Annotated in this window: 10 protein-coding genes; 4 read left to right on the plus strand and 6 right to left on the minus strand. The window is 44.7% G+C overall.

What is annotated here, in order from left to right:
* Positions 1–14: 14 nt before the first annotated feature.
* From ACE3K2_RS25980 to rpiA, 4 genes are all read right to left on the minus strand, one after another.
* The gene (locus tag ACE3K2_RS25980) at positions 15–1,103 is read right to left on the minus strand and encodes a cobalamin B12-binding domain-containing protein (protein WP_421896919.1); all 1,089 of its coding nucleotides are present in this window, start codon (positions 1,101–1,103) and stop codon (positions 15–17) included.
* 283 nt (positions 1,104–1,386) lie between these two features.
* On the minus strand, positions 1,387–1,848 hold the full coding sequence (locus tag ACE3K2_RS25985; protein WP_421896922.1) for a MarR family winged helix-turn-helix transcriptional regulator: 462 nt from the start codon (positions 1,846–1,848) through the stop codon (positions 1,387–1,389).
* Positions 1,849–1,863: 15 nt separating this feature from the next.
* Entirely contained in the window at positions 1,864–2,463 is a 600-nt protein-coding gene (locus ACE3K2_RS25990) for a GNAT family N-acetyltransferase (RefSeq protein WP_421896924.1), read from the minus strand.
* A 25-nt stretch (positions 2,464–2,488) separates the two neighbouring features.
* Positions 2,489–3,160, minus strand: coding sequence for a ribose-5-phosphate isomerase RpiA (gene rpiA / locus ACE3K2_RS25995; RefSeq protein WP_421896927.1), 672 nt, complete (start codon positions 3,158–3,160; stop codon positions 2,489–2,491).
* A gap of 509 nt (positions 3,161–3,669) precedes the next feature.
* Here rpiA and ACE3K2_RS26000 point away from each other — a divergent pair.
* Both ACE3K2_RS26000 and ACE3K2_RS26005 read left to right on the plus strand, forming a co-directional pair.
* Positions 3,670–5,412 carry a methyl-accepting chemotaxis protein gene (locus tag ACE3K2_RS26000; protein ID WP_421898475.1) on the plus strand — a complete coding sequence of 581 codons (1,743 nt, stop codon included), beginning with the start codon at positions 3,670–3,672 and terminating at the stop codon, positions 5,410–5,412.
* Between the two features lie 46 nt (positions 5,413–5,458).
* Positions 5,459–9,166 carry an amino acid adenylation domain-containing protein gene (locus tag ACE3K2_RS26005; RefSeq protein ID WP_421896930.1) on the plus strand — a complete coding sequence of 1,236 codons (3,708 nt, stop codon included), beginning with the start codon at positions 5,459–5,461 and terminating at the stop codon, positions 9,164–9,166.
* 116 nt (positions 9,167–9,282) lie between these two features.
* On the opposite strand, the gene ACE3K2_RS26010 is transcribed toward ACE3K2_RS26005, so the two are convergent.
* Positions 9,283–9,903: a TraX family protein gene (locus tag ACE3K2_RS26010; RefSeq protein WP_421896932.1), complete on the minus strand. Its 621-nt coding sequence runs from the start codon at positions 9,901–9,903 to the stop codon at positions 9,283–9,285.
* A gap of 75 nt (positions 9,904–9,978) precedes the next feature.
* On the minus strand, positions 9,979–10,473 hold the full coding sequence (locus tag ACE3K2_RS26015; RefSeq protein ID WP_421896935.1) for a GNAT family N-acetyltransferase: 495 nt from the start codon (positions 10,471–10,473) through the stop codon (positions 9,979–9,981).
* Positions 10,474–10,705: 232 nt separating this feature from the next.
* On the opposite strand from ACE3K2_RS26015, the gene ACE3K2_RS26020 reads away from it, so the two are divergent.
* Together ACE3K2_RS26020 and ACE3K2_RS26025 are read left to right on the plus strand one after the other, a co-directional pair.
* The gene (locus tag ACE3K2_RS26020) at positions 10,706–12,160 is read left to right on the plus strand and encodes a spore germination protein (RefSeq protein ID WP_421896939.1); all 1,455 of its coding nucleotides are present in this window, start codon (positions 10,706–10,708) and stop codon (positions 12,158–12,160) included.
* Positions 12,157–13,305 carry a Ger(x)C family spore germination protein gene (locus ACE3K2_RS26025; RefSeq protein WP_421896942.1) on the plus strand — a complete coding sequence of 383 codons (1,149 nt, stop codon included), beginning with the start codon at positions 12,157–12,159 and terminating at the stop codon, positions 13,303–13,305. The genes ACE3K2_RS26020 and ACE3K2_RS26025 overlap by 4 nt, the downstream gene beginning before the upstream one ends.
* The last annotated feature ends 16 nt before the right edge of the window (positions 13,306–13,321 follow it).

The following is a 13,321-nucleotide window of genomic DNA, read 5'->3' on the forward strand; positions in this document are numbered from 1 at the left end:
ACATCATCCCTCTCCTAATCCCTAACCATATCAAGATGATTATATATAGCTGGCTGAGCCAATAATTGTTCTGCAACCGCAACTGACTCATCGGCTCCGGGAGCATAACCGTCGGCTCCTATCGTTTTCCACAACTCCTGATCAATATTAAAGGGATATCCCCCAACCATAATTTTCACATGTGCCGTTGCCGGATGATGACGAATCAGATGAATCAATTCTTTGGCCAGATGAAGGTGATACGTCATTGTAACTGAAATCGCAACAACATCGCCCTGATGGCGCTCTATAGCCTCTACTACACTTCCATTGGGAACATTGGCTCCCAGATAGTGCGTATCCCAGCCTTCCATCTCAAACACATCTGTGAGCATGCGCAGTCCAATCTCATGTTGCTCACTGCCTACACAGGTGGCAACTAACCTTTTATCCTGACCCGTATGAATCAACCAGCGAGAATAGAGACGTGATATGAATGACTGGGTCGCTGCTGTACAAAAATGTTCTTGCCCCACACTGATACGATGGCATTGCCACAATCGACCAACTTCATATTGGGTAGGCTGAAAAATATATCGATAAATATCACGGATCGTCACCCCAGCTTCTAACTGAGCTTCAATGATCTCGAAGGCTTCTTTCCGTTTATTGTCAAGCAAACACTGCAAGTACGATTGTGCGGCCTCTCCATATGGCATGGATTCGTTGATGAAACCCGCCTGTGACTCTATATGTGTTGTTCTGTATATTCCCATGTCCAGAACCTTGAGCAGAAGCTCCTTTGACGGATGGTCAAATTCTTCTTCCAATGTCTCTTTGATGAGATTGAGATTAATTTCCAGGTCTTCTGGTGATACCTTATAACCTTCAAGTAGAACCTTCAGCCAGGCAATATAATGAGTAAATAGACCTGGACTCTCTACGAGTACACTTTCTGCCAAATAGTTCAAGCTATATTGAGAATCCTGTTTTGTTCGCATTTTTCCGTTCTCGCCAAATCGCTCAAGTAAATCGGGCTGTCTGAGATACTGTTTCTCCGTTATTTTTTCAGCCAAGTTCCCCGATTCCTGGAGTAACCGTTCTCCTGCTTCGTGATGACTCATAGATGCACCCCTCCTCTACCCGCATCACATCTCCATCATCATTCGGGACTAATCCAGAATGAGTTCGATGTTAACTACCTTGCAATCGGGATAGGTTCTTCTGCTTGCTCCAATCCATTCCTTCCGTTCTAAAAAGTTCTGTTCCATTATACATGAACTTTTGATGTCATGTATCTTACGCTGTACATGTATAGAACAATCTTCCTATATTATGGAGGGCCTTGCAAGCCAGTCAGCTAGTATATGCATGTACTTTTGAGCTCCACAAAAAAACTGACCTGCGTTATAAACGCAAGTCAGTTTTCCCTTCCGCAGCCAGTCCCAGCTTCTTCAACATCCTTATCGCATCCACTTTCTCGGAAGGGTCCAGTCCTTCCAGAGCATCAATGATAACTTGGTGGTGTTGAGGAAATATTTGCGTGAACAATTCTCTTCCTTCATCGGTTAATTCAGCGTAAATGACACGCCGATCTTCCTTGGATGGTCGACGAAACAGCAGATTTTTATTTTGCAGTTTATCTACAACATACGTAATATTACCACTGGACATTAGCACCTTTTCACCAATCTTTTGCAATGCCTGCGGTCCCTTATGATATAACAAATCAAGCACACCAAATTCTGTCGTATTCAGTCCGTGACTCTGAATGTCCCGATTGGAACGTGTGGTCACAGAATTATAGGCCCGAACAAGAACCACGAATAATTGTAAAGACAGTTCCCGGTTGTCCTCCGTGTTCAGCATTTCAATAATCCTCCATCAGTTGTTTACATTTCGGCTCGTATGAGAGGGCAGCTTCTGCTCCCACTCCTCACGGAGCATCCCCATACGAATTGAATCATAGTACTCCCCACGAACGATACGACACTTCCGCATTCGCCCCTCCACCTGCAATCCGGCTTTTACAGCCGCACGCATCATTCGTTCATTACCGGACCAAGTAGTCAATCCAACCCGAACCAAAGGCAGCTGTTCGAACAAATGACTTGACCACATGACAAGTGAACGTGTACCAACCCCACGTCCCCACTGGGCAGATCTGTATATTACAATCCCCATTTCCAGCCACATGGATAACTCATCTTCTATATAATAGCTGATCGTGCCAACAATTTGTTTGTCGGATTCAATGATACGGATCGATACCGGTTTGGAATCACTTGGATCTACGTCCATACGTTTGAGCATACCTTGTTCGAAACTTTCATAACTTTCATGTTTAAGTGGGTAATAGGGTGCATCCCATTGCTTCCATTCAGGTACGTCATCACTGTAGATCAATTCATAGAGTTCTTTCAGATCCTTTTTCTCCACACACCGGAGAATAAGTTCACCATCCACGATGGGTAGTTCTTTCATACGATGTAACGCACCCTCTTCCATATTAAGAACGATGAAGCTCTTCGATGCTGCCGTCCGCATTGGCAAGAATGACTGTACTAGCCATATCCACAAATAGTCCGTTATCAACCACACCTGGTAACATGTTCAATTGAACATTAAGGTCCGCTGCGTGATCTATCGCTTTCAAGTGGCAATCCGCTATCAGGTTTCCGTTGTCTGTCAGATAACGTTGCTGTCCATCCATCCGCCACTGTGGTTGACACCCCAATTTTTCGAGCGCCTGGAAGGTCCACTCCGAAGCAAATGGAACAACCTCAACCGGAAGCGGGAATTTACCCAACTTTTGCACGGCTTTGCTGCCATCTGCTACAATAATCAATTTGTCACTGTTGGCCGCCACAATTTTCTCACGTAAAAGAGCCCCGCCGCCCCCTTTAATCAGGTTAAACTGGGGATCTACTTCATCAGCGCCATCAATGGTTATATCCAGACGTCCAATCTGGTCAAATGGGACGATGGGAATGCCCCATTCACGGGCTAGCTTGTCCGAGGCCTCTGAAGTGGCAACCGCTTGAATGTTCAATCCATCACGTACCCGTTCACCGATTCGGCAGATGGCATAATAGGCTGTTGAACCTGTACCCAATCCAACCTTCATTCCATCTTCAACATATTCTGCCGCACGCTCTGCTGCTATCTGTTTAAGATTCATCTATAAACCCCCGCTGCTCATAATTTGAGAAATGCATATGTAGTTATTATAGATAAAACCGCTTCCGATGTATATCCGTGCCTTCTGTTGCATCTTTGCCACCCTATTTTTGTTTTATTGAAGGATGTATTTTTACCCACCATGTTATAGAATACAGAATGAAGCTAAAAAATGGGAAATTTTAAAATAAACAGTTCTAAATACCTATAAACCATCTGATATGTCCATAAATACGTAAAATATTAAAAAAAATTTAACGATACTATTCAATTTAACGACATTTTATACGACATATTAATTATAGATGTGTTTTAATAATTAGACACCTATGGTTCATACGGTACATAAGTCTCTACGAAAGCGACTGATAAACCAAGACCATGGTCGCATAAATTTCCTTTGGAGGGGATCACGGAATGATCTAGTTCACTGTACCAAAGCAACCTAAAGTTTCTTAATTTAAAGAAGATCAGGAGTGGAATTTAGTGAAATCATTAAGTTGGAAAAGCATGTCGTTTTTCTCCAAAAATCTGTTACTTTCATTTACCAATATCATTATTATCGGGGTAGCACTTATCGCAAGCAGTTACTATTTTCAAAAGACAGTTCTTGTTGATCAACTGCATGGGCAGGTGGAACAAATCACCAAAAAATGGGCTGAAGATATCAATCCTGCCGAGGTACAAGCAGCAATTGCGGAAGGTAGCTATGATGGAGCAACACAAACGAAATTACGAGCGTATTTCGATGAAATGCAAGAATATTATCCTAACATTGCACAAGCCTACATCTTCGGTGTCGAGCTCGGTGGCGATAACAAGAGATTAACTTCCCTTGTAGCGATGCCAACCAACCTAAGAGAGGCTTTTCAAAGTGAGAACGTAAATATCGGTGACATGTATGAGCAGCCTGTCGTTGTAGCCAATGCACTGAAAGAAATGCTGAATACGGATCGCCCAACATTCACAACGTTCTACTCTGATGATTTTGGAACATGGACAACCATTGCATATCCAATCAAAGACAGCAACGGTAAGATTTTCTCCTATTTTGCCGTTGATGCAGACGCATCAGCTGTACCCGCAGGACTGAACTCCTTGCTCAAAAACGGAATTATCATCCTTGTAGCCTTCTTGCTGTTATTCCTGATCATCCAATACCTTGTGGTTAAAAACACACTTTCCCCTATCCGTCACCTGATCAAAGGAATTGATGACGTTAGTCGGGGTAATTTGAATGTCAACATACCGACAGGTAAAGACGATCTGGGACTCGTGAATGAGAAGTTCAACACGATGGTTCGTAAAATCAATGATACGATCGTAAAAGTGCAAATTACATCACAAGAAGTGAATCAATCTGCCAAAGAACTCTATGAGGTTTCCGAACGAAATAGTGAAAATGCAGATTCCATCAATAACAACGTGACTCAAATCACTTCAAATATTCGTTCACAGGAACAGGCGACCCGGGATAGTGCACGTGCCATGGCCGAGATGGCTACCGTAATCCAGACGATTGCCAGCAGTTCGGCAAGTGTAGCGGATGAAGCCTATGAAATGGAACGTCGTTCACAACAAGGTAACAGCGTTGTCCGTCAGGTCTCCGAACAGATGAATCTGATTACGGAATCGGTGAAGAATACCGCTTCTGCCATTGAGGTTCTGGAGAGTCGTTCACAGGAAATCGGTGATATCCTCAATATCATCTCGGGCATTTCCAGCCAGACAAACTTGCTTGCCCTTAATGCATCCATTGAAGCGGCACGTGTCGGTGAAGAAGGTAGAGGATTTGCCGTTGTCGCAGGTGAAGTACGCAAACTTGCCGAACAGTCTGAACAAGCGACCAGCCAGGTTGGTGTATTGATCCAAGAGATCCAAGCTGGAATTAAACAAGCTGTACGTGCTATGGAACAAGGTACGGCAGAGGTAGATACAGGGCTCAGCGTAGCTGATCAGACAGGACAACTGTTCGAAGATATTTTAGAAGCAGCGAAAAAAGTATCCAATCAGATTCAGGAAGTATCAAGCGCAACGGAAGAAATCTCTGCGGGTACGGAGGAAATGACCGCTACAGCGGATGACTTGTCTTCAAGCGTAAGTAAAACAGCAAACAGCAGTGAACAAATCTCCTCATCTGTTGATGAGCAAAAAGCATCTTTGATTACACTGGTAGATTCCTCCACACGCCTTAACAGCATGTCTGAGGAACTGCAAGAACTGATCTCTCATTTCAACGTAAGCAAACAATAATTCAAATCCACAAACATTCGGTTTGAACTAAGGAGGAATAACTGAAGTGATTGCAAACCAACCATCTTCTTCCCATTCCATAGAATCTAGCTTGCCAGTTTTGCAGATTCCACTGGATTTTGGGCGACGTCAACAATCATTCTCTTATCAGTCTGCTCAAATCACATTGCAAGCTTCTCTGAGTCGTGAACTTAAACAGAAGTTTGGAGAACAGATGGTGTACCCGGTACTCCTCTCAGCTTATGCAGCCTTGTTATTCCGATTGTCAGCTGAACAGGAACTTGCCATAGGTATACTTTCTCCCGATCAGGCGGCTTCCTATCTTTCATTACAGATTCAGGGGAAATTGACCTTCAGCCAGCTATGTCATCAGGTTTCAGAGCAGCTCAAGATTGAGTACACGTTGCAAAACGGTGGATACCCTGAAACGGTGTTTATGCTGAATAGCGTACAGTTGCCCCAAGCTCCTCAAATATTAAATTGGAACGTTCGAGATGATCGGAACATGCTCATCCTTGATCTGTTCTATGATAGTTCACTGTTGAAAGAGTCTACCGTGCTAAGATATGCGGAATATTATCAGACTCTTCTACTCGCCCTCGTGCGTGACGGTGAGAAAGCAATCGGTACGGTAGATATTCTTTCCGCCTCAGACCGATTGCTTTACCGTGAAATGAATGATACTTGCGTTCTCGAACCAGAGCATCAGACGGTGCATGGCTGGTTCGAAGCAACGGCAGCAGCATATCCGGATTCACCGGCAATAACATCGCCATCCAAAAGTTATACGTACAGAGAATTAAATGAACGAGCTAATCAGGTTGCACGTGTTCTGTTATCCAATGGATTGCAGAAAGGTGAATTCGTCAGTATCTTTATGGATCGAAGTCTGGAGACCATTATCTCCCTGCTCGGTATTCTGAAGGCAGGTGGTGCATATGTTCCGATCGATCCTGAGCATCCACAAGAACGTAACAGTTACATTGTGGAAGATACAGCATCCTCATTTGTGCTGACAACGGAAGCCTCCTTTGCTCAGGCTTCCAGCTTGTTCTCCAGTATAGCTACTGTCCGTCAGATTCTCGCTGTGGATGGTCGTTTAGCCGGTTTTGCAGCAAGTAACCCCAATCTGGATATTCAGCCAGATGATCTTGCGTATATTATCTACACGTCAGGGTCGACCGGTAAGCCCAAAGGTGCATTGATTGCTCATCGGGGTGTAACCAATCTTGGCAGTGTGGTTCAGCGTGATTGTGACATTCAACCAGGTGATGTATTAACCCAGTTTGCTACATATAGCTTTGATGCATCCGTGTGGGATACGATTGGCGCCTTGTTCTATGGAGCAGAATTATATCTGTTGTCTGCGGAAGAACGTGTATCCGTGGAAGAATTCGCAAGTGCAATTGAACGGACAGGAACAACGATCATTACGATACTGCCTACAATCTTTTTCAATCAGCTTGCCTCCTATTTATCCGATGAAGGTTTCCACAGGCTGGCCAAAGTCAGAATCATTACTGTAGCCGGAGAAGCGCTCTATGGTGAACAGGTTCGTGCCTTCCAGCGCAAATTCGGTAACCAGATTGATATCGTTAATGTGTACGGCCCTACCGAATGTACAGTAGCCACAGCCACTCACCGCATTAGTGAGCAGGTTCCAGAACATGTGGTGAACATCCCCATCGGTAAACCGATTCATAACTACAAAGTATACATTGTGAATGAAGAACAACAGCTCTGTCCGGCAGGTGTACCTGGTGAGGTATATATCGCTACCCCTGCACTGGCCAAAGGTTATCTGAATCAGCCAGAACGTACAAAGCAAGCATTCATTGAGAACCCGTTTGCAATAGGTGAGAAAATCTACAAGTCTGGCGATATTGCCAAATTGCTGGATAACGGTTTGCTGGAATATGTTGGTCGTAGTGACTCACAGCTAAAAATTCGTGGTCACCGCATTGAGATCGGAGAGATTGAAGATCACTTTGCACGGCTTGATCAGATCCAGAATGTTGCGGTCATTCCAAAGAAAGAATCGGATGGACAGAATATGCTGGTTGGTTATTTTACATCGAAAGATGGTAGTACCCTTTCTGTTTCGGACATCAAAACAGCACTGACCGAGAAACTCCCTTCTTATTTTGTACCGAAGTGGATCTGTCAGTTGGATGAAATGCCGATTGCACCGACAGGAAAAATCAATCGCAAAGCGATGGTAGCCCTGCCTCATGTGGAACGACATGAAGATCGCCCTGACCGGGTCATGCCTGAGACAGAGACGGAATCCATTATCCTGGACGCATGGAAAGAAATCCTTCAACATGATGACTTCGGTGTCGAAGACAGCTTCTTTAATATCGGTGGTGATTCACTTCGGGTCATTCATGTACTGGTCATTCTGAAGCCGCATTACCCGCAGCTGAAAATTGCCGACTTCTTTGCCGAGAAAACAGTCCGCGCTCTCGCTCGTCGTGTGGAAGTACTGTCTCAAAGTGAAACCGAAGTTTCCCAATCGGCGGTAACAGATGGCAGGATTACACAATTATCCGAACACCCTGTGGAACTAACGTCCCAGTTGGGGTATCCGCTCATTCGTGAACCTGAGCATGTGTTACTGACCGGAGCGACTGGTTATCTGGGCTCTCATTTGCTGCAACAGTTAATACTGAATTCCAGTACACGCATATACACTCTTGTTCGTCGCCCAATCAATGGGACAACTGCAATGGAACGCTTGACTAATGTGCTGGAAGGGTATTTCGGCAAACAACTGACTGACCATCTCTCCGCTCGCGTGGAGATTATTGAAGGGGATCTCGAACAACCTAATCTCGGTCTGTCAGCTGAACAAACAGCGTATGTTCAGGATCGAATTGACCGTGTCATCCACTGCGCTGCAGACGTACGTCATTTTGGGGATGCCGATCAGTTCGCCAAAACGAATGTGGAAGGAACGGTCGCATTGCTGGATCTGATTCGCAGCAAACCTGGGGCCTCCTTCCACCATGTATCCACGATGGGAATTCCGGAAGATCTCGCACTCAGCGGACAATGGGAATCCTCCCTGCAATATGATCGGTTCCCGGCTGACTTGCATGTGGACAACCTGTATTCGGACAGCAAGCTTGAAGCCGAGAAAGTGCTCATGATTGCGGCAGAGGAAGGTGTACCTGTCAGCATCTATCGTGCAGGTAACCTGACTTGTCACTCCGACACTGGACGCTTCCAGTCCAATATTGATAGTAATGCGTTCTATCGTATGATCAAAGCGATGTTATTGCTTGGCAAGGCTCCTGCGGCTGACTGGATGGTTGATTTTACACCGATCAACTATGCAAGTGAAGCCATTGTTCACCTGGCCTTACGTCAGGATACGGCCGGTCGTGTATTCCACATCTGTAATCCAGATCCAATCCGTTATGATGAGCTGATCCGTTCTGTTAATCGGGCCGGGTACAATGTCGAGACACTTCCTTTCGCGGATTACACCCGTTGGCTGTTCGATGCCAGCATCAGCAAGGAGCCGGAAGCTCTTCAGTTGGCTATTGCACAGCTTGAAGGCGACGGCGCGAAGGATTCAGCATATGTCTATGCTTGCCCTGTCACAACTGCTTATGTGGAACCTGCCGGAATCTCATGTGCAAAAACAGATGATCGTTTCATCTCCGCCATGTTAGACTACGCTGTTCAGATTGGGTATTTCCCCGCCGCAATTCGGCGCCATAATGGCACTTCTACAGCAATGGAGTAAGTTCACTCTACCATCAGCATTTATTAATAAAATATGGTCACACAAAGAGAAGCCATATTATCGTCATTCACAGACGATAATATGGCTTCTTCACTTTGCATTTTTGAACCATTCTTTTAGAGCCAGCGAATGATTGCAATGATAGCGAGATGAGCTGGATAGAAATAACGCCAGACCCAACGCGGCCCCTTCATGCGGAATCCTGCCTGGTAATACTGAGCAATAGCAATGCCCGCGGTTGCGAGCACACTATACATTTGTACCGAGCTGTTATGCAGCAGCAGATATAGTGCATTTAACAAGACATGTGCCATTACAAGTACAGGACCCTGGAAATAACGGAATAACAGAACCAATAACAACCCGTACATCCCATAATCCATTTGGCTAATTTCCATGAACCAACCTGCTCCAATGACAATCGGAATACTCAGTAGTTTGGATGGCAATTTATCGATAACGAATAGTACCAACAGGGCTGACCACAATGTCCATACCACGTTCAGAGAATAATGATTAAACGCAGCCATGAACGGTACCTGTGATATTATCGCAATCCAGAACAGACGCCATATGTATTTTTGTACGTCTCGTGTATGTTTATAGCCGATATACACCGCAAAAGCATAGATTGGGAAAGCGATACGACCTATAATCCTGAGTTCTATAATATGTGGAAAAAAGACAGCCCCTATATGATCAATTAACATCGTGATCATGGCAATCCACTGCATCATGTTGCGACTCCCCTCCCTCGTTCCCTATTACGGGTCTGCCATTCATTTTTATAGTGCGTCTTTTGGAGCAACCTCTTATACATTAAGTTCATAATACATGAATTGGGTATCCTGTGCATAACCTTCAGATTCATATAAAGCTTGCGCTTGCGTATTACTTAACTCAGTAGAGAGTGATATACGAAGAACTCCATGCTCAGATGCCAATCGCTTGGCTGTTTGCAGCAGCTTCCTTGCAATGCCTTGCTGACGATAAGCAGGATGCACAAATAGATCATTAAGCACCCAGATTGGACCCATCGATACCGAACTGAAACTGGGATACAGCTGCACGAATCCCTTCAAGATTGGCTTATCGTTATTTTTGTCTGTCCTATGATCCCTTTCCACATCGGTTTCTGCTACCAGAATCACCGATTCATGACGTTCCATTCGTTCTTGAATATACTGACGTGCTGCCTCAATGTCAGCATTTTGGTTGTAGAACATCCTGTATTCATTGAACAATCGTCCCACTTCATTGGAATCAGGAAGACCCGCTTGTCTGATTTGGTACTGCACTTCACTCATCTCCTCTGGGATAGAGAACCACGTCTCATTGTTTGTATATTTTATTGTAAAACAGTCCTTTCCTTTTCCCCATTCATCATCTGCATCAAAGTTTGTAGTATCTTGGGCATTTCTCCAGTGATAACGAACATTCATCGTTCCGAGTATATTTCAGTCGAAGCGTTGCACACTATAGTATCGCTCATAACCGGCAGAGAACTGAACCATTCATTGATTTAGGAGGACGGGATCTATGAAAGAAATGAAAGAGAGCATTCTTCTACAGGTACAATCACGTCTGATTGGTGTGGCAGACATGATCTATCAACCGCTCCAGATTGGACCTCTTCATTGCACCTTGCTCTATATTCAATCCATTGTGGATACACAGATCATGCGCGAAGCTATTGTGAAACCTTTGCTTGAGCAGGTTTCACGGAACGAAGTAGGTCCCGATTTTATTACGCAAGTCGTGAGTGGAACCTTTTTTTCTCTGGAAAACCAGCACAGGGATTCAGCTGAAACGTTGGTAGATGATATCGTAACCGGCAATGCAGCACTTTATATTAAAGGCATGTCCAGCATGATCATATTTTCAATTCAGAATTATCAAAAGCGCTCTGTACCTGAATCAACAAATGAAGTGGTCGTCGTTGGCCCCCAAGAAGCGTTCATCGAAGATATTAATGTAAATATGTCTCTGCTGCGACACAAAATTAAACATCCTGATTTTAAAATGATCAAATTCACCATCGGCAAATATACCAAAACCGAAGTTTTTGTCATTTATATTCAAGGTTTATGCAAACCTGATATTTTGGAAAATGTATTAACCAGTCTGGGTGAGATTGATATGGACAGCAGTCTTGGTGTCAGCTATCTGTCTGAATTTTTGGAAGATCACCCGCTCTCTCCTTTTCCACAGTATCAATATACCGAAAGACCAGATACCGTTGCAGCTGCTCTCGTAGAAGGGAGGATTGGGGTCATGCAGGATGGAACGCCCTTCTCACTGCTCATTCCAGTTACATTTTTCTCTTTGATGCAATCATCCGAGGACTATTACCAGCGGTTCCATTCCGCTTCATTTATACGAATCATCCGTTTGTTATTTGCCGTCATTGCTTTCCTGCTTCCTTCCATATATGTAGCAGTCACTACATTTCATCCAGAGATTATTCCAACGAACCTGCTCATAACCATTGCATCCGCAAGAGAGAACATTCCTTTTCCGGCATTAATTGAAGCCCTCATCATGGAAATTACCTTCGAAGGGTTACGTGAAGCCGGAATACGTATCCCCAAACCGCTCGGACAGACGGTTTCTATTATTGGCGGCATTGTCATAGGACAAGCAGCTGTACAGGCAGGTATTGTCTCTGCTCCACTGGTTATTGTTGTGTCCATTACAGGCATTGCAGCCTTTATTATTCCGCATTTCGAGTTGGGACTGGCCTTCAGGCTGCTCCGCTTTCCTGTTCTGTTGATGGGTGGAACACTAGGCCTGTTCGGTGTCGTCATTTCTATCTACTTGTTGTACTGGTATATGGTCAGCATGCGTTCATTTGGTGTTCCGTATATGCAGCCTTTTGCCCCACTCATACTGCGTGATTTTAAGGATACGTTTATTCGGGTGCCATGGTTCATGATGAAAAAACGGACCAAAGCCTATGCAACAGATAATGAAAGGAGGCAGGATACACCATGAATTTCGATAAGCCTCCCCTTCAACTTTCAATCATTTTTATCTGTTGCCTGTTATGCACCGGATGCTGGTCCAAAGTCGAAATCAATGAGCGTACCTTTATTACTGCCATGTACGTGGATAAAGCGGTTACCCCAGGAGAGATCGAAGTTACACTGAGCATGCCACTCCCCAATCGTCTCTCTCCCGAAGGAGGCGGGTCAGGCAAAGAACCCTATGCAGCTGTTTCAGCATCAGCACCTACAATTGCGGATGCAATCGAAAGGATACAGACAGACCTTACCCGTAAAATCTCCTGGGGGCATACACGGGTGATTGTCTTTGGACAAGCCTACGCACGTGAAGGAATTGAAGATACCATGGAATGGATCGCACGTCAGCCCTTGTTCCATCTGAGCAGCTACGTAATGGTTACCGAAGGCAGGGCCAAGGACATTTCTGATCTGACTCCTGTTTTTGAGGAAACACCGAGTGACGTGCTAAGGGAGTTTTCCACTGAAGAAAATCTCTTAAAAACCCAGACGTTAAGCGTATTTACAGCAGATCAAATGAATCAGGGATTTGCTACGTCCATGTTAGGCAGCAAAAAAACGGCCATGGTCAGTGAAGAAGGCGAAACCAAAAAGTGGATCAGTCAGATCGGCGGAACCATATTCAGACAGATGCGAATGGTCGGGACACTCTCGGCCGACGAAGCACGCGCTGTTGCCTGGGCAGGGCAAAATCTGGATTCGCTGACCATCTCCGTTAAAACCAGAAAACAAAAAGCAAGCATGACGTTGTACCACATGCATTCTGATATTCAAGCAAAGCTTCAGAATGGTGAACCACATTTCATTATTAACTTGACAGGCAAAGCTGAGCTGAATTCCGTCATTCCTGTCCTAAAGGCCGAAGACATTGTTGGTATAAAAGATATTGAACAAGCAGCTAATGAAAAAGTGAGTGCTCATCTTACTCATGCCCTGCAAACCGCAAAACACCAAGGAGCCGATATAATCAGGCTTGGATACCGACTGGAATGGAGATACCCACAGGTATGGAAGAAGTTACGTCCCACATGGGTCAACTATGTAAAAGACGATCTTCAGTTTACCGTCAACACAAATATCAACATTCAATTTGTCGGCTCGGAGTCAAGCTTCTAGCTTGCACGGGAATGAC

The sequence above is a fragment of the Paenibacillus sp. genome (genome assembly GCF_048976745.1).
Taxonomy (GTDB): Bacteria; Bacillota; Bacilli; order Paenibacillales; family Paenibacillaceae; genus Paenibacillus.